Genomic DNA, 23,849 nt, shown 5'->3' on the forward strand with positions numbered 1-23,849 from the left:
CAGCTAAAGGAAACGCGTCAAGCGCCTCCACACGCCTCAAACGGAAAGTCCCCGCCTCATGGCCACCCCTTCCCAGGACACCGACCAGGATAGCGTCCTCATCATCGACTTCGGCAGCCAGGTGACCCAGCTCATCGCCCGCCGCGTGCGCGAGGAAGGCGTCTATTCGGAGGTGGTGCCGTTCCAGAAGGGGGCGGAAGCCGTGGCCCGGCTGAAGCCGAAGGCCATCATCCTCTCCGGCGGCCCCGCCTCCGTGATCGAGGGCGAGAGCCCCAAGGCGCCGCAGGAGGCGTTCACCGCCGGCGTTCCGGTGCTCGGCATCTGCTACGGCGAGCAGTGCATGGCCGCCCAGCTCGGCGGTACCGTGGAGGCGGGGCACCACCGTGAGTTCGGCCGCGCCGAGCTGACGGTGGAAAAGGAAGTGCCGCTGTTCGAGGGCGTGTGGCACAGCGGGGAGCGCCACACCGTGTGGATGAGCCACGGCGACCGCGTGACCGCCCTGCCCGAAGGCTTCGAGGTGATCGCGACCTCGCCCAACGCTCCCTTTGCCGCCATCGCCGACGTGGCGCGCAAGTATTACGGCGTGCAGTTCCATCCCGAGGTGGTGCACACGCCCGACGGTGCGCGCCTTCTCGCGAACTTCGTGCGCAAGGTGGCCGGCCTGCAGGGCACCTGGACCATGGGCGCCTTCCGCGAGCGCGCCATCGCGCGCATCCGCGAGCAGGTCGGCAAGGGCCGCGTCATCTGCGGCCTTTCGGGCGGCGTGGATTCCTCGGTCGCGGCGGTGCTCATCCATGAAGCCATCGGCGACCAGCTCACCTGCGTGTTCGTGGATCATGGCCTGATGCGCCAGGGCGAGGCGGACGAGGTGGTTTCCCTGTTCCGCGGCCACTACAACATCCCGCTGGTGCACGTGGATGCCTCCGATCTGTTCCTCACGGCGCTCGACGGCGTCGATGATCCCGAGCAGAAGCGCAAGATCATCGGCAAGCTCTTCATCGACGTGTTCGAGGCCGAGGCGAAGAAGGTGGGCGGGGCCGACTTCCTGGCCCAGGGCACGCTCTATCCCGACGTGATCGAGAGCGTCTCCTTCGCCGGCGGCCCCTCGGTCACCATCAAGAGCCACCACAATGTGGGCGGCCTGCCCGCGCGCATGAACATGAAGCTGGTGGAGCCGCTGCGCGACCTGTTCAAGGACGAGGTGCGCGCGCTCGGCCGCGAGCTCGGCCTGCCGGATCGCTTCGTGGGCCGCCACCCCTTCCCCGGCCCCGGCCTCGCCATCCGCTGCCCCGGCGGCATCACCCGCGAGAAGCTCGACATCCTGCGCAAGGCGGACGCCATCTACCTGGAGGAGATCCGGTACGCGGGCCTTTACGATGTCATCTGGCAGGCATTCGCGGTCATCCTGCCCGTGCGCACCGTGGGCGTGATGGGCGACGGACGAACCTACGACCACGTCCTCGCCCTGCGCGCCGTGACTTCCGTGGACGGCATGACGGCGGACTTCTATCCCTACGACATGTCTTTCCTCGGCCGCGTGGCCACACGCATCATCAACGAGGTGAAGGGCGTGAACCGCGTCGTCTACGACGTGACCTCCAAGCCCCCGGGAACGATCGAGTGGGAGTGAACTAGGGTGGTTTCAGACCATCCCGTGCCGTCCCAGAAATTGCACGAACACTCTGACTGACAAGGATTATTTTTCCCACCCCGTATCACTGCATGTCACCCCAGCCCGGCCACTTTGTTGGTAGCGATGTTGGTATGGCGCAGGATGGTCGAGAAACGGGCTTTCGCTACCAACAGACCCTTTGTTGGTATCCGTTCGCCCCCGACCGGATGCAGATTTATGGGCGATCTCACTGATAAAGAACTGAAAAATCTCAAGCCGAGGGCCAAGCTCTACAAGGTGACGGATCGCGACGGGATGCACGCCGCGGTCACGCCGACCGGGGTCATTTCGTTCCGGTATCAGTACCGGGTGAACGGGCGGCAGGAGGTCTTGACCATCGGCCGTTATAGCGCCGAGGCGGCGCGGACGTTGACGCGAGCTCCTGACGCGCTGGAATACGGAATGGATGTGTCGCTTGCTGAGGCGAGGACGCTGCTGGCGCGTGCCAGGCGTCAGGTCGAGCGGGGGGAGTCGCCGTCGAAGGCCAAGGTGGAGAAGCGCACCGCGTTAGCCGAGGCGTTCACCTTCGGCGGTTGGGCGGAAGCTTATTTCAAGCACAAGGCCGATCCCAAGTCGGGGGCCGAAAGACTCGCCGACAGCACCCTGGCGATGCGCCGGTCCGTCTATGATCGCGCCATCGCGGGAAGCTTGTCGAAGCTAAAGCTGGAGGAGGTGACGCCGCAGCGGCTTAAGCGTCTCTGCGACGAGGTCAAGGAGAAGCGCGGGCCCGCCGTCGCCGTGCATGTCCGCGAGGTCGTATTGCTGGTGTTTCGCCACGCCCAGGGATGCGGGCTGGATGTGAGCAATCCAGCCGAGTCGATACGCACCAGCGCCATCGCCACGTTCGAGCCGCGCGAGCGCGCCCTGTCGCCGTCCGAAGTTCGCGCGGTCCTCACGGCGTTGGATCATGTGGCGGCGGCGCCTACGCTGCGCTCAGCGGTGAAGTTTGTCCTGCTGACCGGCGTCCGAAAATCGGAGTTCATCGACGCCACTTGGAAGGAAATCGACTTCGCCGCCGCGCGCTGGACGATCCCGGCCGAGCGAATGAAGGCTGGCAAGGCGCATGTCGTCCCGCTGAACGATCAGGCGCTCGACATCCTGACGGCGTTCCGCACCATGTTCGGCGTTAGCCGATACCCGCATCCTGGCAGGTACGATGGCGATACGCCCATAAGCAACGCTACTCTCAACCGCGTGATCGATACTGTTGTGGAGCGTATCCGCGAGGATGACCCGGACTTTCAAAGCCTCGGCGTTCACGACCTGCGCCGCACGTTTTCGACAGGCCTGAACCGAGCCAAGTTCGATGATCGCTGGATCGAGATGAGCTTGGCTCACACGCCTCGAAACCGGATCGCGGCTGTCTACAACGTGAACCGTTATCTGGCCGAGCGGAAGATCATGCTTCAGTGCTGGGCCGACATGCTCGATGCCTGGGTGAAGGGCGAATCTGCCAAGGAGCTGATCGCCGACGCGAAGCAGCGCGCCGCCGAGATTCACGACGACGAGTTGGACGACGATCTATGAACTACGAGCGGCTCGCTCTCATTCTTTCCGTTGTCGCCTCTGGTGGCCGCCAGCCGGCGGGATTGGCGATCCAACAATCGATATCGGACTCGTGCCAACCAGCGCCGTTCATGCTGATTTTTAGCTGGGCTGGGAACGTGCCCTCGGCGATTTTGCGGTAGATGGTGGAGCGGCTGAGACCGGTGCGGGCGAGAACGGTTCTCAGACGGACGATACGGTCTGGTACGAGCATGGTCGCGCTGCCTCCTGCTGGATGCTTCTGACATTGCAGAGACAAGACAGAGCGAGGATTTGTCCTTGCGCAATAAATATTTAGCGGTCGTAGTTGTGTGGAGTAGAGGAGGCAAAAAATAAGTAGGTCTACAGCCCGAAACCCGACCTCCGCTGAGGGCGCTGCCGTGGCTGAGCGTGATTTCTGGAGCTGGACTGCGGCTCGAGCCGGCCGCGATACTGTGGTCTTGCATCCGGCTTTCGCAAGCTGGCCGACGTCAGGCTCGACCGATAAGCGTTATTTTGGCGGGCTATGCAAGTTGATTGGCGCTTTTCGCGACTGGATTGGCCAGCCGCCAATGCTACCCAGATCGTAGGGTCCAGACTCGTTCAGAGCCAGAAGGCCAGAGCAGTGGCGAGGGCAACGCCGGACAGGAAGTTGATGGCGAGCTTGTCGTAGCGGGTAGCGACGCGACGGAAGTCCTTTAGTCGGCCAAAGGCGTTCTCGATCAGGTGGCGTTCCCGATAGCGCTCGTGGTCGTAGCGGATACGGGGCTTTCGGCTCGCCCGGCCGGGGATGACGGGCACGGTGCCGACCTGACGCAGCGAGCGGCGCAATGCATCGGCGTCGTACCCTTTGTCAGCCAGCAGGTAGCGAGCGCCTCGGGCACGGGCGAGCAGTTCAGGCGCTGCGGTCACATCGGCGACGTTACCCGGCGTGAGGATCAGCGCGTAGGGGCGGCCGATGACATCGGTGAGCGCGTGGACCTTGGTGGTCTGGCCGCCGCGCGACCGACCGATCGCTTGCGCTTGCGCCCCCCTTTTCCTCCGAAGGCTGATCGCTGCGCCTTCACGTAAGTACTATCGATCGCGGTGCTTTTGGTCACCGCACCAGCCTCCACCAGTGCGTCAAGCAACCTGAGCCAGAACCCTCGGCGCGACCACCGGTTGAAGCGATTGTAGATCGTTGTGGCGGGACCATAGGCAGCCGGGCAATCAACCCACCGACAGCCACTCTTCAGCACGTGGAAAATCCCCGAGATCACCCGGCGATCGTCCACCCGCCTGGCTCCGGGCTGGTTATGCGGTAGATGCGGCTCGATCGAGGCCCATGCCTCGTCAGTCAACCAGAACAGCGACGCCATCATCACCTCAGTCGCCCCCGCAATGGAATGAATCACCAAACTCCAACCGTATCAATCCGGTGATTGGGTTCTGAGCCTAGAAACCCAGTCGGAATAGGTTTGCATCTGGAGGGCATCGTATGGCAGGCACCAATCTTTCGGTCGTAAGAACGTCCTTTGCCTGCGGTGATTGGTGGAGCGAGGAGGCGTTCGGTCGCGGAAATACATCCACACACCAGGGCGGAATTATCGACAGGGCCGTCACACATTGCCGTGGTCGGCTGCAATACGCCGGGGACTTGCGTGGCAGTACTGGCCCCGCATGATAACGCCCCCAAATGACCGTAGAGATCCGTGACCTGAGATGGGCGGTGGTCGTCTCTCAACATCGCAGTCTCCGGCAAGCTGCAGAACGTCTGAATATTCGACAATCGACACTCAGCAGATGCCTGAAAGACATGGAAAACCGTCTCGGAGTCGAACTATTCGAACGCTCCAACGGAGGCACTCGGCCGACCGTTGCGGGTCGCGAGTTTCTGGTGTCTGCGGTGCGCATTCTCGCTGAAACCGATTCAGCACTCCGCAAACTGCAGACCCGCAGCCGCGGCGAGAATGGTCGCCTATCCATCGGAATCTATGCATCCCTATCGACGGGCAATATGTACGCGACGCTCGCTGAGCATCATCGAAGATTTCCGGAGGTCGAGGTTCATACTGTTGATGGTGATCATTGTCAGCTCATGTACGCTCTTAGCATCAATACAGTCGATGTAGCGGTCATGACCGCCACCCGCTCTGGCTGGGATGATCGAGCTCTACCTCTGTGGAGCGAACGAGTGATCGTGGCTCTGCACGACGGACACCCCCTCGCGGCGAAGCAAGTCATTTATTGGCCCGAACTGACGGGAGAGACGGTCATCATCCCGCATTCCGGAACCGGCCCGGAACTCGAGCGATTGCTAAGAGCCAAGCTGGGCGATTGCAGCCTCGGGCGCTTCCTGCATCAAGAATCTGGCCTCGACCGCCTTCTTAGTTTGGTGAGCGCTGAGTTTGGGGTCTTGCCAATGCTGGAAGGTGCTACGGGTGTTCGATTTGACAATGTCACCTATCGTGAAGTGCATGACACCGATGGGCCAACCCGACTGAATTTCGCCGCTTACTGGCGCCAGTCAAATGGAAACCCCACGCTGACGCCGTTCATCGCAATGTTGCGCCAGCGCTATCCAGACCTCTCGGTCCGCCCGGCCTCAGACTGAAGGCCTTCCCGTCTTAATTTTGAAAACGCACGGTCAGTTGCCATGAACCGCTCAATCATCGGCATGATCAGTTTGGCGGGGTCGGGTGCTGATTGCCCCGAACTCCGCCCGAGAAGCTCTGCATAAGCGACTAGGTCTCGATGTACCGAAGCTGGTAGCTCAATGCTGACCTTCACCGGCTTATCGTTTACAAGGGGCCCCAGTTTTAGCTTCGTCACGGCGTTCCTCCCTGGGCATAGGGCACCAGCACCAAGTCGCGCGTCACGATCACCCGAACGGGGAAACCAGGGCGAATGGTCAGGGTCGGCTGGATGTTGAGCTGGCGCTGAACGATCTGGGAGCCGGTCTGGCTGATGCTGTTAGACGCGCCGCTGCGAATCGCCTGCACCAGGTTGTTTTCATCCTGGCTGGTCCCCGCCTCGGCGCCGACGCTGAGCAGGGTTGAGAGCACCGCCGCCTTGAACAGCATGCCCCAATGATTGTCGACCTCGTCCTCAAGCCCGGCATAGCCCTCGGTGTCGGCGCCGGGCTGGCGCTCGAGCACGATCGACGTGCCATCCGGCATGATGATTCGCGTCCAGACGAGGAGAATGCGGCTCTGACCGAAGGCGACCGAGCTATCGTACTGACCGATCAGCTTCGCACCCTGCGGGATCAACAAATACTGGCCCGTGGGGCTGTCATAGACCGCCTCCGTCACCTGGGCGGTGATCTGCCCAGGCAGATCGGAGCGGATGCCGGTGATCAGCGCCGCCGGAATGACTGTCCCAGCCTGCACGACATAGGGGGACGCCTTGGCCTCGATCCGATCGGGGCTCACGGTCCGCTTGTCGGGCGTGGCGTTGAGGAACGCGGTCTTGCGGTCCTGCATGTTCTGCGCGGATCCGGCGTCGACGGGCGGCGCGGGCGATGGCCCGTTCTGCGTCCCCGCCGCCGAGGGGGTGACGAGGCTGACTGGCTGGGGCTGCTGGTTGGTCTGCGCAAACAGGCGGCTGACACGCGCCGCCTCGGTCTCTTGGGCAAGGCGCTGGGCCGCCGGATCGGGCGTGGTCGCTGGGACGGTGGTGTTGGGCGCCGCGCCGGCGTTCAGGATGGGCTTGCCAAGATCGCCAGGCAGCGGCGGCCCAAGCGGCGGCGCCTGCCGCGGCAAGCCGGTATAATCCTTCGGCAGCCCAGCCAGGCCCTCGGCCGACGGCCGGTTCTGCGTGCTGAGCAGCTCCTGGCCGGACTGACCCTTGTTGTGGGTTTGGAGCGCGTAGCCTAGCGCGCCGGCGACGGCGAGCGCTGACACCGCGCCAAGGGTGATCAGCACCTTGCGCGAAAGGCGGGTCACGCGCGGCCGCTCGCCCCGCAGCCGCAGGTCGGGCGGGACCACGGGTGTCGGTGCGGGTTGATCCTCCGGTTCGTCTGTCATGACCGCGGCCTTCCGTCGGTGCGGACGATGCGGACGCGGCGTTCGCTGTCCTTATCGCCCAGACGCAGCTCGGCCGCGGCGAACAGGCGATCGACGATGTAGTAGTTGCCGCGGACACGGTAATTCACCAGCTCGGAGCCACCGGCCGGACCTATGACGAAGAGGGGAGGCATCTCGCCTTGGCGGATCCCGGACGGGAATTCGATGAAGACCTTCTGCCCGTCGTCGAAGGCGCGCAGCGGCCGCCAGGCCGGGCTGTCGCCCTCGATCGCATAGCGGAAGTTGATCGAGGCGAGATCGATGCCCGAGGCGATCGGCGCCGCCGCCTCGGCCGAGGCGTTCTGCTGACGCAGCGCGATGAGCTGGTCTTCGGGGTACTGCCAGGAGACCGACGCCATGTAGGTCTTCTCGGTCGAGCGCAGCTCCAGCAGGTAGGTCCGCCGATCAGTGTTGATGACGAGGTTCGTCACCAGGTCGGGCCGCGTCGGCTTGACGAGGATGTGGACCTTCTTGGTCGCGCCCGCGCCGCTTTCGGTGTCCCCGATGATCCAGCGCACCGTGTCGCCGGCGGCGACCGGGCCGGTGCCCACGAGCTGCTCGCCTTCCTGCAAGGCGATGTCGGTGATTTCGTCCGGCGCCGTATAGGCCTGATAAAGTGCGCCCGCCGAATAGGGATAGACCTGCACAGCGTTGATGAAGCCGTTGCGAACCGGCTGGATGCGGGCGGCCGCATTCGCCTGGTTGACGCGCGCAGTGGGATCGGGCGCTTCCGGGACGGGCTTGCCCGTATTGAGCGGCTTCAATTGACCCGGTAGGGGTAAGGGCTTGGGCAGCTCGACGATCTTGACCGGCGCGGGCGGATCGACAGCGAGCTTCGCCGGCACGGCGCTGTCGTAGTTGATGTCCGGCGGAATGAACTTGTGGGCGCAACCGCCGAGAGCGGAAACGGAGAGCAACAAGGCCGCAATGCCGATTTTACGGAAAGGCGTAATCCCGCCTTCCGGGTTCTGCTGAGAGACTGAAAGACGTGAAGCCGGACCGCCGGCTTCCATGGAAATCGGCGGGGTCATTGTCCCAGCTCCTTCGACCAGTTGATGGCGGTGACGTAGATGCCGAGCGGGTTCTTACGGAGCGCGTCGGCGGTGGTCGGCGGCTGGATCGCCACGGTGAGAATGGCGGTCCAGCGCGAGGTTTCGGCGAGCGCGCCGTCCTCGTAGCGATGCTCGACCCATTCGACCCGGAAGCTCGACGGTGAGGCGCGGATCACGCTCGAGACGTCGATGGCGATCTGCTGCTTGCCGAGCTTGGCGAACGGATCATTGGCGCGGGCGTAGTCGTTGAGCGCCTGCGAGCCCGAGGTGGTGGTGAAGTCGTAGGCCTGGAGCCAGTTCTGCCGCACGATGATCGGATCGGCCGGAAGCGAACGGACGATCTGGATGAAGTGGGCGAGATACCAGGCGATTTCCGGATCGCTGGGCGCGTAGTCCGCGGTCGCGGGTGCGACGGCCTGGGCCTGGCCGAGCTTGTCGACCTGCACCACCCAGGGGACGATGCTGCCATGGGTCGATTGCCAGACGAGACCGCCAGCCAGGCCCATGGAGAGCGCCAGCGAGCCGAAGGCCATCAGCCGCCAGTTCTTGGCCTGCACCCGGGCAGAGCCGATCCGTTCGTCCCAGGCCTGGGCCGCGCGCTGGTAAGGGGTTTCCGGTTCAGGTGTGCGGCCGTAGCGGACCGACGGACGGCGGAAGAGCGCCATCTTTTATTCTCCTCCCGAGAGATCGACGGAATGGCCGCCGCCATGGCTATCGCCGGATTTGAGGACCTGAGCGGCGGTTTGCGCGCCATGGACCATCGACTGGTTCTGCTTCATGCGGCGGGCCCAGGCAGGCTGACCGGACGCACCCGAGCCGGCATCGGCCGTGCTGCCACCGCCAGTGGGCTCCGCGCCGCCCACCGTTCCCGCCGTCGACGATCCGCCGGTCGCGGCGAAGCTGGACCGCGCGCCGGCGGAGAAGCTCTCGCGCATGGAGCCGGCGGCGCTCGCGGCCGCACGGCGGATGGGCGCTGCGGCGGCGGAGGCGGCCGCACGGCCGACGCCGCCGAGTCCCGCCGCCACGCCGCCTGCTCCAGACCTGCCGGCTGAGGCGAGGCTGTAGGCCGAGGATGCACCGCCTGCCATTGCCGCGCCGCCACGGGCGGCGGCGGCCGTGCCGGAGGCTGCCGCCATCGCTCCCCTCCCGGCCAAGCCCAGCGCGCCGGCGCCGGCCATGGCCGTGCCGGCGACCGCCAGGCCGGCGCCAACGGCAGCGCCCGCGCCGAGTTGAGGAGCGCCGGGGACAAGACCCGTGGCGATGCTCGGGCCAAAGATGCCCAGGCCGAGCATAGCGAGCGCGGCGAGCACGACGGAGAGCGCCTGCTCGATCGTCGGCTGACCGCCGGCGTAGGTCTGGGTGAACTGCGAGAAGAGGCCCGTGCCGATGCCGACGATGACGGCCAGCACCATCACCTTCACGCCGGAAGCGACGATGTTTCCCAGCACCTTCTCCGCGAGGAACGCCGTCTTGTTGAAGAGCGCGAAGGGAATGAGGATGAAGCCGGCGAGCGTCGTCAGCTTGAACTCGATCAGCGTGACGAAGAGCTGCACCGCAGGATGAAGAAGGCGATCAGGACCAGCAGCCAGGAGACCATCAGCACCGCGATCTGGACGAAGTTCGCGAAGAAGCTGGTGAAGCCCATCATCTGACTCGCCGCATCGAGCAGCGGCTGACCGGCGTCCAGGCCGACCTGGGCGAGCTTGCCCGGCCGCAGGAAGTCGGCCGTCGAAATCGACGAGCCACCGGCCTTCAAACCGAGGCCGGCAAAGCTGTTGAAGACGATCGCCGAGAGGTTGTTGAAGTTGGTGATGATGAAGGCGAAGAAGCCGATGTAGAGCGTCTTCTTCACCAGGCGCTGCAGGATGTCCTCGTCCACGCCCCACGCCCAGAACAGCCCCGCCAGTGTGATGTCGATGACGATCAGCGTCGAGGAGAGGTATCCGACCTCGCCCTTGATCAGGCCGAAGCCAGAGTCGATGTAGGTGGTGAAGGTGTTGAGGAAGGTGTCGATGACGCCGACATTGTTCATCGCGCGTCTCCCGTAGAGGGGGTGGCCGGCGCGGCGGCGCCCGGGGGCGATGGCGGCAACGGCCGCGCCGACCTGCCGAAGAAGCGCCGGCGGTTCTCCTCCCAGACCGCCACGCAATGCGGGTCTTCGGCGTCCTGTGGGCCAAGCGCGCCGCAACGACGCAGCTCGGCCGAGAGATCATCGGATGCCGGGGCGGTGGTGGTCGGAGAGGTCTCGTCGGCAGCGGGCGCCGAGGGACGCCGATTGATCGCGACAAGCGCCGCAATGAAGCACGCGATCAAGGCGACGATCGCGGCTGCGCGGAAGATCTCCGACCGTCCCAGCATCACGCCACCTCAGTTGCCGCTGAACATGGTGACGTTGCCGGGCTGGTAGCCGCTGCGCGTCGAGAAGGTCTTGTAGTTCTGCTGGCCCTGCGCCTCGGCCGAGGCCACGCGCGCCTGCTCCAGGGCGTCGGCGCGGCTCTTCGCCGACAGCACCGCGACCACGTCGGAGAGCTGCTGCGATTGCAGCGCCAGGAGCTGGTTGCCAGCCTGCGCGGCCTGCAAGGCGCCGGTCGCGCTCTGGCTGGCCGTCACCAGCGAGGTCATGGCGCTGGAATTGGTCGGGATATTGCCGACAACGCCGGCCTGAACCTTGAGGCTATCCTCGAAGGCGCCGACCGAATTCTGCCAGCGCTGTTGGGCATTGGCGACCATTGTCGTGGTCGAGCCCGTGCCCGCTGCCGTGCCATAGCTGGTCGAATAGGCGGTCTGAATGCGCTGCACATTGAACGAAATGTTCTGCGCCTGGCTGAGCAGCGACTGGGTCTGGGCGATCGACGACTGAAGCTGGGTCAGCGTCGACATCGGCAGGTTGGCCAGATTGCGGGCCTGATTGATCAGGCTCGTCGCCTGATTGTTGATCATCGTGATCTGGTTAGTGATCTGCTGTAGCTCGCGCGCTGCCGTCAGGACGTTCTGGCTGAAGTTGGTGGGGTCGTAGACGATCCATTGCGCCGAGGCCGGCGGTACGGCGACGGCCAGGGAGAGAACGACGGCGCTCGCCGCCAGATGGCGCAGCTTGATCATGATGACGTCTCCAGGTTGGTCAGGTCGGGAATGAGATCGGCCGCCCACAGAAGCTCGCGGTCGGCGAGCCAGGTGGGCGTGAAGGCCTCGCGGCCATTCTCGGCGGTGACGCGCTCGATCGCGGCGTGGTCGGCCTTCGACGAGGCCGCGCAGAAGGCCAGTGCGACAGGTCCGAGCCCCAGCTCGAACAGGCGATTGCCGCGTCGCGACTGGCAGTAGTAGTCGCGCTTGGGCGTCGCCCGCGCGAGGATCTCGATCTGGCGATCGTTGAGGCCGAAGCGCCGATAGATCGCGGTGATCTGCGGCTCGATCGCGCGTTCATTCGGCAGGAAGATGCGGGTCGGGCAGCTCTCGACGATGGCGGGCGCGATGTTGCTGCCGTCGATGTCGGAGAGCGACTGCGTGGCGAAGATGACGGAGGCGTTCTTCTTGCGCAGGGTCTTCAGCCATTCGCGCAGTTGCTGCGCGAATGCGGGGTCATCGAGGACCAGCCAGCCCTCGTCGATGATGAGCAAGGTCGGCCGGCCGTCGAGACGGCCCTCGATGCGATGGAACAGATAGGTCAGCACGGCGGGCGCCGCACCGGCGCCGATCAACCCCTCGGTCTCAAACGCCTGCACAGTGGCTGTGCCGAGCTGCTCGCTCTCGGCGTCGAGCAACCGACCGGAGGGGCCTCCAACGCAATAGGGCTGGAGCGCCTGCTTCAGTGCCGTCGATTGCAGCAGAACGGCGAGGCCGGTGATGGAGCGTTCGCTCACGGGCGAGGACGCCAGCGAGGTCAGCGCCGACCAGACGTGCTCCTTCGCGGTCGGATCGATGGTGACGCCTTCCTTGGCGAGGATCGCCGTCACCCACTCCGCCGCCCAGGCACGCTCGGCCTGGTCGTCGATCCTCGCCAGCGGCTGCAGCGAAACCGAATTTTCGGAGCCTGCCGAGAGAGACCCACCGAGATCGTGCCAATCCCCGCCCATGGCGAGCGCGGCCGTCCGGATCGAACCGCCGAAGTCGAAGGCGAAAATCTGGTTGTTGCGATAGCGGCGGAACTGCATCGCCATCAGCGACAGCAGCACCGACTTGCCGGCGCCGGTCGGGCCGACGATCAGGGTGTGGCCGACGTCGCCGACATGTAGGCTCAGCCGAAACGGCGTCGAGCCTTCCGTCTTGCCGAACAGCAGCGGTGGGGCCTGGAAATGATCATCGCGCGCCGGCCCCGCCCAGACCGCCGAGAGCGGGATCATGTGGGCGAGGTTCAGCGTTGACACCGGCGGTTGACGGACGTTCGCGTAGGCGTGGCCGGGGATGGATCCGAGCCAGGCCTCCAGCGCGTTGACCCCTTCCGGCATGCAGGTGAAGTCGCGGCCCTGGATCACCTTCTCGACGAGGCGGAGCTTCTCGGAAGCGAGGCCGGGATCCTCGTCCCAGACCGTGACGGTCGCAGTGATGTAGGCCTGACCCACATCGTCCGTACCGAGTTCCTGCAGCGCCAGGTCCGCGTCGGCCGCCTTGTTGGCGGCGTCGCTATCGACGAGCGTCGACGCCTCGTTGGTCATCACCTCCTTGACGATGGCGGCGATCGATTTGCGTTTGGCGAACCACTGCCGCCGAATCTTGGTCAGCAGCTTCACCGCCTCGGTCTTGTCGAGCAGGATCGCACGCGTCGACCAGCGGTACGGGAAAGCGAGCCGGTTGAGCTCGTCTAAAATTCCGGGGTGGGTCGCGGTCGGAAATCCGACAATGGTCAGCGTGCGCAAATGATGCGAACCGAGCCGCGGCTCGAGGCCGCCGGCGAGCGGTTCGTCGGCGAGCAGCGCATCGAGGTGCATCGGCGTCTCGGGCACGCGCACGCGCTGCGCACGCGTCGAGATGGTTGAATGGAGGTAGGTCAACGTGTCCCCGTCATCGAGCCAATCGACCTCGGGCATGAAGCCCTCGACCAATTGCAGGACGCGGTTCGTGCGATCGACGAAGCCGCGCAGCAGCTCCCACGGATCGACGCCGGTCTGGGCGCGGCCCTCGTAGAGCCACGCCTCGACACGCGATGCGTCTTCGGCCGGTGGCAGCCAGACGAAAGTGAGGAAGTAGCGGCTCTCGAAATGCGCGCCGGCTTCCTCGAAGGCATCCTGGCGTTCGAGATCGACCAGGGCGGACGCGGCATCGGGAAAGGCCGAGTGTGGATAGGTCTGCGCGGCGATCCGCTGTGCCTCGACGAAGATTGCCCAACCCGAGCCGAGGCGACGCAACGCGTTGTTCAACCGCGCCGTGACGCCGACAAGTTCGGCCGGTGTCGCGCTGTCCAGGTCCGGCCCACGGAAACGGGCCGTGCGCTGGAAGGAGCCGTCCTTGTTGAGGACGACACCCTCTTCAACGAGAGCGGCCCAGGGCAGGAAGTCGGCGAGGCCGGCGGGGCGATGGCGGTATTCGGTAAGGTTCAGCATAGCAGCCTCAGACGCCAAGATGCGGCGGGTAGCGGAGGTGCCGGCGCACGACGTCGACGAATTGCGGATCGCGCTTGGCCGCCCAGACGGCGGCGGCGTGGCCCACCGCCCAGATCAGCGCGCCGGGAATCCAGAGGCGAAGGCCGAGGGCGATCGCCGCCGCCAAGGTGCCGTTGGCAATTGCGACGGTCCGCAGCGCTCCTCCCATCAGGATCGGGTCGGTGAGCGCGCGATGGACCGGCGCGAAGAAGCCAGGCACGTCGGGATCGACGATCGCAGCCATCAGATCAGCGCCCCGCCGGAGAAGCTGAAGAACGACAGGAAGAAGCTCGACGCGGCGAAGGCGATCGAGAGGCCGAACACGATCTGGATCAGCCGCCGGAAGCCGCCGGAGGTGTCGCCGAAGGCGAGCGTCAGGCCGGTCACGGTGATGATGATGACCGAGATGATCTTGGCGACGGGACCCTGCACGGACTCCAGGATCGAGTTCAGCGGGGTTTCCCACGGCATCGAGGAGCCGGAGGCGTAGGCTGCCGGTGCGAACGCCAGCGAGAGCGCAGCGAAGGTGGCCAAGTCGAGGGCGCGCCGGTGCATCCGGCGGGCGCTAGCGAGAACACGGATCATGATGGGTCTCCGAGGGGCAAGGGGTCGCCGCCCGCCCCGGCGGACTGGACACGGTAATCGCCGGTGGCGGGATCGAGCCCGGCGATGAGGGCGAGTTCGGAGAGACGGCGTTCGGTGCCACGGCCGCGCAGCACCGCGACGAGATCGATGGTCTCGGCGATCAGCGCCTTGGGGACGGTGACGACGGCTTCCTGGATGAGTTGCTCGAGGCGGCGGATCGCGCCGAGTGCCGTGCCGGCGTGAATGGTGCCGATCCCGCCGGGATGGCCGGTCCCCCACGCCTTCAAGAGATCGAGCGCTTCGGCGCCGCGGACTTCGCCGATCGGGATGCGATCGGGCCGCAGCCGGAGCGAAGAGCGGACCAGGTCGGAGAGCGAAGCGACGCCGTCCTTCGTCCGCATCGCGACCAGATTGGGGGCGCGGCATTGCAGCTCACGCGTGTCCTCGATCAGCACCACGCGGTCGCTCGTGCCGGCGATCTCGGCCAGCAGAGCGTTGGTGAGCGTCGTCTTGCCGGTGCCGGTGCCGCCAGCGACCAGGATGTTCTTGCGCGATGCCACGGCAGCACGCAGCGCCGCGGCCTGGCCGGCGGTCATGGTCCCGGCGGCGACGTAGTCGTCGAGGGTGAAGACGGCGACGGCGGGTTTGCGGATGGCGAAGGCCGGCGCTGTGACGACCGGAGGCAGCAGCCCCTCGAACCGCTCCCCCGTCTCGGGCAGCTCGGCCGAGACTCGCGGGCGCTCGGCATGGACCTCGGCGCCGACATGGTGCGCGACTAGGCGCACGATCCGCTCGCCATCGGCGGCGGACAGGGTCCGGCCGGTGTCTTCGAGCCCACCCGACAGCCGGTCGATCCAGAGCCGGCCGTCGGGGTTGAGCATCACCTCGACGATCGAGGGGTCTTCGAGGAAGGCGGCGATTGCCGGGCCAAGCGCGGTGCGCAACATGCGCGCGCCGCGTGAGAAGGCCTCGGAATGGAGTGGAGCAACCGCCACGATCGTCCCCGTCGAAAGGCCAATCGCGACACGCGATTGGCGACGGGGATGATTAGAAAATGCAATAAATGGTACGATTCAACAAGTATTCAGGCAGCGTAGGGGAGCAGCGTAGGTCAGAGAAAAAATACTTGCTCAATACAATGCGCCAATTTTGCCTCACGATTCTCCGGGAAATATCCGACGATGGCGCCGCGACGAGCGGGACCAAAAGCGCAATCTCCAGTACCGGCGACACTTGGCCATCACCCCCATCTGACTCGCCCCTTTCCGGATGACCAGCCGATTGGCGGGTTTTGCAGGTGCTTTGGCGGAAAGCGCTAATGCCTCAATGAGGCCCGGCCACCATTCTTGATCCTGACAATGAGCGCCGTCGCGTGAGCGATGTCCGGACCTTCGGGCACAAAACGGCGGCATCCGAAGTCAGCAGGAGAGTCAATATCATGCAAGTTTCTAAGGCATCTCGCCGCACGGCGCTGCTCGGCTCGCTCGTTATATTGGGCGTATCGATGGCTCCTGCAGTCTTCGCGCAAACGCCCCAGGGCACGGCAGCGTCCCAATCGCCTCAGGACGTGATTGTCGGCAAATGGGAAGCGGACGACGGTACCGTTAAGCTCGACTTGTACAAGTCTGGATCGGAATTCCAGGCCCATCTGCTCTATGGCAACGAGGTCGTGGAAGCGGACCATACGACGTTCAAGCAGGATGCCAAGAATCCGGATCCCACGCTGCGTTCGCGGTCCTTGAAGAACATCGTCTTCATCTGGGGACTCCATTGGGACGATGGCGAATGGAGCGGCGGCTCCCTCTACGACGGCTCGTCCGGGAAAACCTATAGATGCAAGGTCGAGGTCAAAGACGGGAAAATGCTGCTCAGAGGCTATCTCGGCATCTCACTCCTCGGTCAGACCAGGGAATTTCATCGCATCGATGGGTAATCCGGACCCAAGACGGTAATGCGGGACCGGTGCGGTAGCTATATGTGGCGCAATATGCAAATCTATTGGCGTCTCTTGCTAGTGCCTGAGCTCGCTAAAGGTCTATTGCTATTCAGGTGCAATGAGAGGTCATGATGTTCGCTAAATCAAAGAAAACGGCATTGGTTACCGGAGCCTCCTCTGGGATGGGCAAGGATATCGCCAAACGACTTATCAAGGACGGGTTCCAGGTCTATGCGGCGGCCCGCAGCGTCGAGAAGATGAACGATCTCGCCGCGCTCGGTGCGCGGCCGCTGCGCCTCGACGTGTCGAACGAAGACGAAATCAAGGCCGCCGTCGATACGATCCTCGCCGAGGTCGGCGGCGTGGACGTGCTGGTGAACAATGCGGGCTTCGGCCTCTATGGCCCCGTCGAGGACATCACCCTTGACGAGGCGCGCTATCAGTTCGAGGTGAATCTGTTTGGCGCAGCGCGGCTGACGCAACTTCTACTACCGTCGATGCGGTCTAGGCGGTGTGGACGGATTTGATGAGGATGAATGAGAAGGCGAGCGCGACGATTGCGGCGAAGCCGCGCTCTGTCTTCTCGCAGCGCAGGGCGACGCGCTTGAAACGCTTGAGCTTTCCGAAGCACTGCTCGATGCGGGCCCGGCCCTTGTAGAGCGCCTTCGGGAAGAAGGCGGGACGATCCTTCGCGTTGGATTTGAACGGGATGGCGGGCGCGATGCCGCGCGCTCGGGCCAGCGCCCGGTTGGCCTTGGCGTCATAGCCCTTGTCGGCGAGCGCCGCGCGGGGCTTCACATCGGGACCAAGATCCAGCAGCAGCTTGAACAGCGGGCTGTCGCCGGCCTCGCCGCCGGTCAGGTGGAAGGCGATCGGGTGGCCCTCGAAGTCACTCTTGAGGTGGATCTTAGTGGAGAAGCCGCCGCGTGAGCGCCCGAGGGCGTGGCCTTGCTGCCCCCTTTTGCCCCGGCGGCGGAGACGTGGGCACGCACCACGGTGGAATCGAACATCTGAACCAGATGCGCGGTGCGGCTGAGCGAAGCCAGCGTTTCGAAGAACAGCTCGAACACGCCGGCCTGGCGCAGCCGCCAGAACCGTTTCCAGACGCTGTTCCAGGACCCGAACTCCGCCGGCAGCGCCCGCCAGGAGATGTTGTGCACGGTGAAATAGTGCATGGCTTCGAGGAACTTGCGGTCGTCTCGCCCCTTGTCGCCCCGCCGCGAGCGGCAGGCGTGGAACACATCCAGCGCCACCGCCCAATCCTCGTCCGTCATCCGCGTCAGCATGGTCGACCTCGCCAAAAGCCGACCCTCTATGAATCACCGAAACAGCCGGAAGGGAATCCCCCCGCTTCGACCCCGCCAAATCCGTCCACACCGCCTAGTCGCTGCGCGAGATCATGTGCTGTGTTGCTCATGACGGTCCTCGAAAAGAAAAGGCCCGCCGCCCAGGTCCCCGAAGCCTGCTTCGTGGAGTGGTCCGGGCGACGGGCCTCGTTGCAGTCGGCAGCTATTCGGCGGCAATCATCGGCTCGCCCGCGTCGTCATTCTGCGGGACCGGCTCATCGTCGTCCTCCGGCAGTTTTTCGCTGGACTGCTCTGCGGTTTCCTCGCCCGCAGATTCCGGCGCTGCTTCAGCCTCAACGGCGCTGGCCGGTGTGCGGAGCGGCTCGGGCAGCCAGCCGGTGTCGGCCAGGAGCGTCTCCGCCTCGGCCGCCATGTCACCCTTCTTGAGGTGTTCGATCCGATCGGCGGCGCGCTGCCCCTTCGCCTGGGAAACCGCCTGAAGGATGCGAGCCTTCGTCACCCGGCCGAGGAAGTTGTCCACGGTCGGCTTCCACCCGGCTGTCGCCATGTCGAGGTCGACCGCCTGGGCCAGCCGGTCGGCATGGGCTGCCGCACGGGGCCGCCGGTTCCAGGGCTCGTACACCGCGTTGACCGAGAGGCCGACGATGTGGGCGAACAGGGCCGCCTGGCTCTCGCGGTCCCATTCCTGCAGGGCGTCCCAGAGATCGGCGGATTCCTTGGGGAGCGCCTTCGACCAGCTCTCGTGCCGCACGCGGATCGCCTCGGCCGATGCGCTGTCGTTGAGCCCCGGCGCCTGCGTCCCGAAGCTGACGCTCTTCAGATCGAGTTCGAGGCAACTATCCGAGCCGTAGTGGTAGAAGGTCTTCAGCGTCAGGACGTGCAGCGCCGCGACGAAGGCGACGTCCGGTCGCTCGCCGAGCGCGTTACGCAGGCCGAGCGTCCGGTGCGAGGTCAGCTCGGTCATGAGGCGATCGGAGATGGGCGAGAGACCCTCGTCCTCATCTGGCTCTGCGTTTGGCTCGGCCATTACGAGGGCCTCGTCGCCCTCGTAGCCGGCGGCCATAGCGCGTTCATCGTCGCCGTCCTCGTCCGGCTCGGCCGCGGGTTCGGCCGACAACTCATCTTCCGGCTGGATATAGCCGCGCTCGACGCGAAGCTGGCCGTCGGCGCCGATGCTGACGAAGGCGCCGGCACGCGCGATCTCGGCGGCGTCGAACACCACGGGACGGTTGTCGAAACCCTCGATCAGCGTCTCCAGCTCCGACAGTCGCTCATCCACCTCATCCGGAAGCTCGTCGGCGTCCTGGTATTCCTCGGACAGTCGGTCGAACTCGGTCTGGAGCGCGTCGCGGCTCGCTTCCTCCTCGGCCGACAGCGGCACGGCCTCGCCGCGAAGCTGGCGCAGGCCGAAGGCGTGTCCGTAAGCGAAGTCAGGCGCGACCTCGATCCACTTCCAGCCTTCGGCGGCGATCGCCTCGGCGTCCGCCTTCAGCTTGTTGGCCACCATCTGGTCGACGAGCGGGACATCCTGCAGCCAGCCACCATCGTCGCCCTGGAACAGGTCGCGCAGCACGGTGCCCCCCGCCGCCACATAGGCGTCGAGGCCGATGAACTGCGCCCGCTTGTCCGACGCACGGACCGCGCCCTCGGTCAGCATGCGGCGGATGACGTAGGGCTGCTTGTCGTAGGAGACCTTGAGGCGCTCGAAGACCTGCTCCTGGCGCTCATGGTCGCCGGAGACGGTGAAGGCCATGAGCTGGTCGAGCGTCATGCCGTCCTCGGCATAGACGTCGAGCAACGCCGGCGAGACCGACGCCAGCTTCAGGCGCTGCTTCACCACGTTGACCGAGACGAAGAAGGCGGCGGCGATCTCTTCTTCGGACTGGCCCTTCTCGCGCAGCGCCAGGAAGGCGCGGAACTGGTCGAGAGGGTGCAATGGCGCGCGCTGGACGTTCTCGGCGAGCGAGTCCTCCTCGGCGATACCGCTGTCGCGAACGATGCACGGTACCGGCGCGGTCTTGGCGAGACGCTTCTGCTTCACCAGCAGCTCCAGCGCCCGGTAGCGCCGGCCACCGGCCGGGATCTCGAACATGCCGGTCTCAACGCCGGCCTGGTCGACGACAGCGCGCACGCTGAGGCCCTGTAAGAGGCCTCGGCGGGCGATATCGTCGGCCAACTCCTCAACCGAGACGCCGGCCTTCACGCGCCGGACGTTCGACTGGGAGAGCAAGAGCTTGTTGAAAGGGATGTCGCACGAGGACGACAGGGTGATCTTCTGAACAGCAGTAGCCATCGGGATATACTCCGCGACGGGCGCCGAGAGCCTCTCTCTCGGACTGAAACCCGTCACGAAGCGAAGCGCCGCCCTCTTCCTCTGAAGGGGCAGCGCCACGTTCCGGCGATAGGCAAGACACGGAAGCGCAAAGCCGGAGACACGTAAAGCCGTGTTTCCGGCTTTGCGGATATCAGGCAGCTCGGTCGAGCAGCTTCTTCGCCTTGGCCTCCAGGTCGAGGCGGGCGTCCTGATGCGGCTTGTCGCGGGCGACGGCGGTGATGCCCTGCACGAAATCGAAGACGGACTCGGGCGGGCGGCCTTCCTCTGCCAACACCGCGTCGATGATCTTTCCGGTTTCCGCCTTGGAGAAGCCGCGCCGGCGCAAGAAGCTAGCCCGGTCCTCGTCGTTGCGCGCCACGATCCGCTCACGGGCCGCCTTGATGCCGTTGACGAAGGGCATGGGCGAGGAGTTGGCAAAGTTCAGCAGCGCTGGTGCTGCCTCGTGCGCGAACCGATTGGCGGCATATTTGGAGTGGCGGATGGTGATCTCTTCGAAATCCTCCACCCCCCAGAGGTTTCGATTTTGACAGACCGCCCGGAGATAGAAGCTGGCCATGCCGAGCGTCTTGGCGCCTACCTCGGAGTTCCAACAGTAGAAGCCCCGGAAGTAGAGATCGGGCGATCCGTCCGGCAGCCGACCGGCCTCGATCGGATTGAGATCGTCGACCAGGAAGAGGAAGACGTCACGATCCGAGGCATAGAGCGTCGTCGTGTCCTTGCTGATGTCGACGCGGGGATTGTAGATCCCGGTCGACCAGTCGAGCACGCCGGGAACCTTCCAGCGGGTGTCGCCGGTGCCGTTGCCAGCGATGCGCTGCACGGCCTCGACCAGTTCGTAATCGTGGATACGGCCATAGTCGGGCCCGGTGACGGCGCGCAGCTCGACACGGCCGCCGTCGAGTTCGAGGGTCTTGACCTGCTCAGCGCGATGCGACGTAAGGCCGTATTGCAGGTTGATGCCGGCGAGCGCGGCCGGAAGCTGCCGCAGATAGGCCGCCGGCGCGCCGATCAGGCTGGCGAGTTGGCCGAAGCTCCAGTGGGTCGGGGCCACGGGCGCGTCCGCGCCTGGCAGGATCAGCGACAGCCGCTCGGGATCGGAGCGGTTCGCCTCGAAATGGATGAGGGCGCTCTCCACCACCCGCGTCCGACTGCGCTCCGAACGCTCCCGGACGGTGCGCGCGAGATCGGACAGCGACAGATAGCGCTCGTCGTCAGGCCGCGAGAACCATTCCGATGATACGCGTCCGACCCGCTCGCCGCGGCTCACATCCACCTTATAGCCGCCGCTCGTGTCGCGGCGCGCGTCGAGAACCTGCATGTTCATGGGACGAATCTCCATGACGGGCACCGGAGGCCTCTCCTCCGATCCTAAACCCGTCACGGCAAAGCCGTCCGCCCTCTCACTCTATAGGGGGCGTTGCGGGGGGATCTCCCCGCAGAAGGGGGTGTGCCGGCGACTGTGGCGCCGGCCAGGGGGAAGGCATTCCCCTTCACGAGCCCTCTCTTTGTCGGTGTCGAGGCCGCATCAGGCATCTACGCGGGCGAGCGCACGCCAGAAGCTGGTCGCCGCGTCTCGCAGTATCGTTGCCGCCCCGATCGTCTCAGACGTCGCTACCTTAATCATGCTGCTGAATTCGGCCTCAGATAGCCGGCCCTGGACGATGTCGCGGACCAGTTGGCATCCACCCGTCGCTCCGCAACGCCGAATATCGAAGACGCCCTCCTGAGCCTCCTCGACCAACTCATCGAGGCGTTCCAGGTCTCCGTTGCAGCGCTTGAGGATTTCTTCCTGAACGCGCTGGGTGAAGCCAGAAATCTCGTTATAGGCCGAGACCGCCTCGTCGCCCGAAAAGGTCGAAGCAAGGCGCGAAAGGGCGCTGATGCCTGAAGGGCCCTCGGCCGTGCCAATGCGATCTTGCAAGACAGGCGGGAGCTCCAGGAGCTTCAGGTATCGACGGATCGTGGCGATCGAGCACGCCGACTCCTTGGCGACACCCTCATATGAGCCGTGTTTCGCATAGAGCGCCTGAAGGGCCTTTGCTTTGTCGATCGGGTGCATGTCCGCGCGATGGACGTTCTCGATCAGCGAAAGGCTGATCGCATCGGCGTCGCTCAACCCTTGCCGGACGAAACATGGCACAGGGTCAAGCGGGACGAGCTTGCAGGCGAGATAGCGTCTTTGGCCGACGAGGATTTCGAACCGTCCGTCCGCGAGCGGGCGGACAGTCAGCGGTGACAAAAGGCCTTTCTCGCGGATGCTCGCCGCAAGTTCTTCGACGGTCGAGTCTTCTTGGCCAGCGTCGAGCGCCTTGCGGACATTCAGGTTCGAGACGACGAGCTGGGCCAGGGGGATGGACGTGGCGTGCATTTGAAGACCTCCTTGGGTTGGTAGTCCCCTTCGATATCAGGGCGAAAATGCTGGACTTCTGATTTCGATGGCGCTTGTAAATGATGCATGCTCACGGTCGCCGAACTGATAACCGCCATGGACGGATCTGGCCGCCGCCTCACACCACGGACGGCGAGGAACTGGTGGTCGATCGGCCTCCTGCCTCGCCCGGCTCGTACCGGCCTTGGCCAAGGCGTCGGGACGGTCAGCTTTTGGCGCGATCGCCGGGTGTTGGTACAGGCGCAGATCGCGCATGATCTTTTGGGCCGAGGGGTCAGCTTGGAGGGCGCGGCAGCTGGCCTTTGGTTGGTTGGTTTCCCGGCGCCGATCAAGGTCGTCCGCCAAGCGTTCGCGCGTCAGGTCGCAGGACATTTCCGGCGTGGTCGCGGTCGGTCACGCGACGGGCTTGAAACAGGGCTTTGGGAGGGCGTCGGCCGGTTTGTCAGACAGAATGCGCGGGTTCGAGGCGGCTCGGGCGAGGATGACGAAAGCATCGCGCTCTATGCTTTGACCGGAGAGCTGTTGGAGCTGTTGTACGGAGTCGGTGACGGGGTCCCCGAGGGGGCGGATTCTCGACAGTGGGCTGCTGATACGGCGACCGAGATGTTCTCTCAGCTCGAGTTCCTGGCGCCGCTCAGCGGCGTGGAGATGGCTCCTTCCGTGCGAGCGGAGACGGTCGAAGAAGTCGTGACCTGGATCAGCGAGACCGCATCGCTGCAACGCCAGCAGGACGCTATCACCCACGCTCAGCCACATGATTGGGCCCGTGCGCGCCGGATAATGCGGGTGGTGATCGGTCTGCTCGATCGCGCGGATGCGGCGGCGTCGCCCGAACAGCATGCGGCGAACCGAGCATTGTTCACGCGGCTGGCTATTGGATGGGCCAGACTCCTATTCCCTGTGGTGCTGGCCATGGTGAGAAATCCCCAGCAGCGCCAAACGGTGACAAGGACGATATTTACGGCAGGTGCGATCGTTCGGCGCGGGCCCGTCAGCACGCGAATTGAACAGGGAAGGAAGAGAGCTAAGAAAGCGTCTGCGCGCTAACCTTCATGGCGTCGGTGACGCCTGGAGATGGTCGAGCGCTTCTAGGCGCTCGCGCATATCGAGCAGCTTCAGGGCAGCGGCGGTCATCGCTTCGGCGATCGTCGGATAGGTTTCCGCCGAACTCATCGAAACGCCGTCTGAGAACGTCACCGTCGCTTGATAGCCGTTGCCCTTGGGCGTGGCTGACAGCGTGATTGTAGGCATATCGCTTCGCCTCCGCCGGATATCATAGCGGAAGAAGGACGCTCACGACAGTTTAGCGGGTCCGCGAGTGCAGTGAAATTCCCGCGCACCTTGTCGATCATGAGAATGCCGGGTCGCGCTCTCCTTCAAGGGACCCTTCGGAATTGCCCTGGCTATAGGCTAGCCGCTGGGTCCGG

The 23,849-nt window shown here is 64.9% G+C and carries 23 protein-coding genes and 2 pseudogenes; 6 read left to right on the plus strand and 19 right to left on the minus strand.

Going from position 1 to position 23,849, the window contains the following annotated elements; all coding sequences use genetic code 11:
• Positions 1-58 precede the first annotated feature (58 nt).
• Together guaA and V5F75_RS14110 are read left to right on the plus strand one after the other, a co-directional pair.
• The gene (gene guaA, locus V5F75_RS14105) at positions 59-1,630 is read left to right on the plus strand and encodes a glutamine-hydrolyzing GMP synthase (RefSeq protein WP_394037364.1); all 1,572 of its coding nucleotides are present in this window, start codon (positions 59-61) and stop codon (positions 1,628-1,630) included.
• Between the two features lie 219 nt (positions 1,631-1,849).
• A complete protein-coding gene (locus V5F75_RS14110; RefSeq protein ID WP_394037362.1) occupies positions 1,850-3,199 on the plus strand; it encodes a tyrosine-type recombinase/integrase in 1,350 nt (449 codons plus the stop codon).
• 1 nt (position 3,200) lies between these two features.
• Here V5F75_RS14110 and V5F75_RS14115 read toward each other — a convergent pair whose 3' ends face one another.
• Complete coding sequence (locus tag V5F75_RS14115; protein WP_394037360.1) at positions 3,201-3,431, minus strand: helix-turn-helix transcriptional regulator; 231 nt, start codon at positions 3,429-3,431, stop codon at positions 3,201-3,203.
• Positions 3,432-3,799: 368 nt separating this feature from the next.
• Positions 3,800-4,554 (minus strand): IS5 family transposase gene (locus tag V5F75_RS14120; RefSeq protein ID WP_509212080.1). Its coding sequence is split into 2 segments (ribosomal slippage): positions 3,800-4,224 and positions 4,224-4,554, totalling 756 coding nucleotides; the frame shifts between segments, so codons are not numbered across the junction.
• A gap of 317 nt (positions 4,555-4,871) precedes the next feature.
• On the opposite strand from V5F75_RS14120, the gene V5F75_RS14125 reads away from it, so the two are divergent.
• On the plus strand, positions 4,872-5,789 hold the full coding sequence (locus V5F75_RS14125; protein WP_394038073.1) for a LysR family transcriptional regulator: 918 nt from the start codon (positions 4,872-4,874) through the stop codon (positions 5,787-5,789).
• Here V5F75_RS14125 and V5F75_RS14130 read toward each other — a convergent pair.
• The 11 genes and pseudogenes from V5F75_RS14130 to trbB all read right to left on the minus strand — a co-directional run bounded on the left by V5F75_RS14130 (position 5,753) and on the right by trbB (position 15,450).
• Positions 5,753-6,007: a DUF2274 domain-containing protein gene (locus tag V5F75_RS14130; RefSeq protein WP_394038071.1), complete on the minus strand. Its 255-nt coding sequence runs from the start codon at positions 6,005-6,007 to the stop codon at positions 5,753-5,755. The two genes, V5F75_RS14125 and V5F75_RS14130, sit on opposite strands and share 37 nt — an antisense overlap.
• On the minus strand, positions 6,004-7,203 hold the full coding sequence (locus V5F75_RS14135; RefSeq protein ID WP_394038069.1) for a TraB/TrbI/VirB10 family type IV secretion system protein: 1,200 nt from the start codon (positions 7,201-7,203) through the stop codon (positions 6,004-6,006). Before V5F75_RS14135 ends, V5F75_RS14130 begins: the two co-directional genes overlap by 4 nt.
• Positions 7,200-8,273: a P-type conjugative transfer protein TrbG gene (trbG, locus tag V5F75_RS14140; protein ID WP_394038067.1), complete on the minus strand. Its 1,074-nt coding sequence runs from the start codon at positions 8,271-8,273 to the stop codon at positions 7,200-7,202. The genes V5F75_RS14135 and trbG overlap by 4 nt, the downstream gene beginning before the upstream one ends.
• Positions 8,270-8,959 (minus strand): conjugal transfer protein TrbF, encoded by a 690-nt coding sequence (trbF, locus tag V5F75_RS14145; RefSeq protein WP_004272241.1) that lies wholly within the window; start codon positions 8,957-8,959, stop codon positions 8,270-8,272. Before trbF ends, trbG begins: the two co-directional genes overlap by 4 nt.
• A gap of 3 nt (positions 8,960-8,962) precedes the next feature.
• Positions 8,963-10,326: pseudogene (gene trbL, locus V5F75_RS14150) on the minus strand (P-type conjugative transfer protein TrbL).
• A complete protein-coding gene (gene trbK-alt / locus V5F75_RS14155) occupies positions 10,323-10,652 on the minus strand; it encodes a putative entry exclusion protein TrbK-alt (RefSeq protein WP_394038065.1) in 330 nt (109 codons plus the stop codon). The pseudogene trbL and the gene trbK-alt overlap by 4 nt, the downstream one beginning before the upstream one ends.
• A 9-nt stretch (positions 10,653-10,661) precedes the next feature.
• Positions 10,662-11,396, minus strand: coding sequence for a P-type conjugative transfer protein TrbJ (trbJ, locus tag V5F75_RS14160; RefSeq protein WP_394038063.1), 735 nt, complete (start codon positions 11,394-11,396; stop codon positions 10,662-10,664).
• Positions 11,393-13,831 (minus strand): conjugal transfer protein TrbE, encoded by a 2,439-nt coding sequence (gene trbE, locus V5F75_RS14165; protein WP_394038061.1) that lies wholly within the window; start codon positions 13,829-13,831, stop codon positions 11,393-11,395. Before trbE ends, trbJ begins: the two co-directional genes overlap by 4 nt.
• Before the next feature lie 7 nt (positions 13,832-13,838).
• Positions 13,839-14,114 carry a VirB3 family type IV secretion system protein gene (locus V5F75_RS14170; protein ID WP_394038059.1) on the minus strand — a complete coding sequence of 92 codons (276 nt, stop codon included), beginning with the start codon at positions 14,112-14,114 and terminating at the stop codon, positions 13,839-13,841.
• The gene (locus V5F75_RS14175; RefSeq protein WP_445329417.1) at positions 14,114-14,425 is read right to left on the minus strand and encodes a TrbC/VirB2 family type IV secretion system protein; all 312 of its coding nucleotides are present in this window, start codon (positions 14,423-14,425) and stop codon (positions 14,114-14,116) included. Before V5F75_RS14175 ends, V5F75_RS14170 begins: the two co-directional genes overlap by 1 nt.
• A 26-nt stretch (positions 14,426-14,451) precedes the next feature.
• Positions 14,452-15,450 (minus strand): P-type conjugative transfer ATPase TrbB, encoded by a 999-nt coding sequence (gene trbB / locus V5F75_RS14180; RefSeq protein WP_029005357.1) that lies wholly within the window; start codon positions 15,448-15,450, stop codon positions 14,452-14,454.
• 377 nt (positions 15,451-15,827) lie between these two features.
• Between trbB and V5F75_RS14185 the strand changes: the two genes are divergently transcribed.
• Positions 15,828-16,388: a DUF2147 domain-containing protein gene (locus V5F75_RS14185; RefSeq protein WP_394038055.1), complete on the plus strand. Its 561-nt coding sequence runs from the start codon at positions 15,828-15,830 to the stop codon at positions 16,386-16,388.
• A gap of 185 nt (positions 16,389-16,573) precedes the next feature.
• Entirely contained in the window at positions 16,574-16,918 is a 345-nt protein-coding gene (locus V5F75_RS14190; protein WP_509212081.1) for an SDR family NAD(P)-dependent oxidoreductase, read from the plus strand.
• Here V5F75_RS14190 and V5F75_RS14195 read toward each other — a convergent pair.
• The 5 genes and pseudogenes from V5F75_RS14195 to V5F75_RS14215 form a co-directional block, all read right to left on the minus strand.
• Complete coding sequence (locus tag V5F75_RS14195) at positions 16,896-17,537, minus strand: IS5 family transposase (protein WP_509212177.1); 642 nt, start codon at positions 17,535-17,537, stop codon at positions 16,896-16,898. The two genes, V5F75_RS14190 and V5F75_RS14195, sit on opposite strands and share 23 nt — an antisense overlap.
• Positions 17,510-17,677: pseudogene (locus V5F75_RS14200) on the minus strand (transposase); the annotation flags it as partial. The pseudogene V5F75_RS14200 and the gene V5F75_RS14195, both read right to left, overlap by 28 nt.
• A gap of 223 nt (positions 17,678-17,900) precedes the next feature.
• Positions 17,901-19,991: a ParB/RepB/Spo0J family partition protein gene (locus V5F75_RS14205; protein WP_394038053.1), complete on the minus strand. Its 2,091-nt coding sequence runs from the start codon at positions 19,989-19,991 to the stop codon at positions 17,901-17,903.
• Between the two features lie 172 nt (positions 19,992-20,163).
• Positions 20,164-21,357, minus strand: coding sequence for a DUF932 domain-containing protein (locus tag V5F75_RS14210; RefSeq protein WP_394038051.1), 1,194 nt, complete (start codon positions 21,355-21,357; stop codon positions 20,164-20,166).
• A 201-nt stretch (positions 21,358-21,558) separates the two neighbouring features.
• Positions 21,559-22,401: a ParB/RepB/Spo0J family partition protein gene (locus V5F75_RS14215; protein WP_394038049.1), complete on the minus strand. Its 843-nt coding sequence runs from the start codon at positions 22,399-22,401 to the stop codon at positions 21,559-21,561.
• Between the two features lie 87 nt (positions 22,402-22,488).
• Between V5F75_RS14215 and V5F75_RS14220 the strand changes: the two genes are divergently transcribed.
• Entirely contained in the window at positions 22,489-23,469 is a 981-nt protein-coding gene (locus tag V5F75_RS14220; RefSeq protein WP_394038047.1) for a hypothetical protein, read from the plus strand.
• Between the two features lie 3 nt (positions 23,470-23,472).
• On the opposite strand, the gene V5F75_RS14225 is transcribed toward V5F75_RS14220, so the two are convergent.
• Entirely contained in the window at positions 23,473-23,673 is a 201-nt protein-coding gene (locus V5F75_RS14225) for a hypothetical protein (protein ID WP_394038045.1), read from the minus strand.
• Between the last annotated feature and the right edge of the window lie 176 nt (positions 23,674-23,849).

This window comes from Xanthobacter albus, from assembly GCF_043194895.2.
In the GTDB taxonomy this organism is placed as follows: domain Bacteria; phylum Pseudomonadota; class Alphaproteobacteria; order Rhizobiales; family Xanthobacteraceae; genus Xanthobacter.

Excerpts from the sequence above, each read along its gene's own strand:
- guaA (WP_394037364.1), top strand. The coding sequence starts at position 59 with ATGGCCACCCCTTCCCAGGACACCGACCAGGATAGCGTCCTCATCATC.
- V5F75_RS14110 (WP_394037362.1), top strand. The coding sequence starts at position 1,850 with ATGGGCGATCTCACTGATAAAGAACTGAAAAATCTCAAGCCGAGGGCC.
- V5F75_RS14115 (WP_394037360.1), bottom strand. The coding sequence starts at position 3,431 with ATGCTCGTACCAGACCGTATCGTCCGTCTGAGAACCGTTCTCGCCCGC.
- V5F75_RS14125 (WP_394038073.1), top strand. The coding sequence starts at position 4,872 with ATGACCGTAGAGATCCGTGACCTGAGATGGGCGGTGGTCGTCTCTCAA.
- V5F75_RS14135 (WP_394038069.1), bottom strand. The coding sequence starts at position 7,203 with ATGACAGACGAACCGGAGGATCAACCCGCACCGACACCCGTGGTCCCG.
- trbG (WP_394038067.1), bottom strand. The coding sequence starts at position 8,273 with ATGACCCCGCCGATTTCCATGGAAGCCGGCGGTCCGGCTTCACGTCTT.
- trbF (WP_004272241.1), bottom strand. The coding sequence starts at position 8,959 with ATGGCGCTCTTCCGCCGTCCGTCGGTCCGCTACGGCCGCACACCTGAA.
- trbK-alt (WP_394038065.1), bottom strand. The coding sequence starts at position 10,652 with ATGCTGGGACGGTCGGAGATCTTCCGCGCAGCCGCGATCGTCGCCTTG.
- trbJ (WP_394038063.1), bottom strand. The coding sequence starts at position 11,396 with ATGATCAAGCTGCGCCATCTGGCGGCGAGCGCCGTCGTTCTCTCCCTG.
- trbE (WP_394038061.1), bottom strand. The coding sequence starts at position 13,831 with ATGCTGAACCTTACCGAATACCGCCATCGCCCCGCCGGCCTCGCCGAC.
- V5F75_RS14170 (WP_394038059.1), bottom strand. The coding sequence starts at position 14,114 with ATGGCTGCGATCGTCGATCCCGACGTGCCTGGCTTCTTCGCGCCGGTC.
- V5F75_RS14175 (WP_445329417.1), bottom strand. The coding sequence starts at position 14,425 with ATGCACCGGCGCGCCCTCGACTTGGCCACCTTCGCTGCGCTCTCGCTG.
- V5F75_RS14190 (WP_509212081.1), top strand. The coding sequence starts at position 16,574 with ATGGGCAAGGATATCGCCAAACGACTTATCAAGGACGGGTTCCAGGTC.
- V5F75_RS14205 (WP_394038053.1), bottom strand. The coding sequence starts at position 19,991 with ATGGCTACTGCTGTTCAGAAGATCACCCTGTCGTCCTCGTGCGACATC.
- V5F75_RS14210 (WP_394038051.1), bottom strand. The coding sequence starts at position 21,357 with ATGAACATGCAGGTTCTCGACGCGCGCCGCGACACGAGCGGCGGCTAT.
- V5F75_RS14215 (WP_394038049.1), bottom strand. The coding sequence starts at position 22,401 with ATGCACGCCACGTCCATCCCCCTGGCCCAGCTCGTCGTCTCGAACCTG.
- V5F75_RS14220 (WP_394038047.1), top strand. The coding sequence starts at position 22,489 with ATGCTCACGGTCGCCGAACTGATAACCGCCATGGACGGATCTGGCCGC.
- V5F75_RS14225 (WP_394038045.1), bottom strand. The coding sequence starts at position 23,673 with ATGCCTACAATCACGCTGTCAGCCACGCCCAAGGGCAACGGCTATCAA.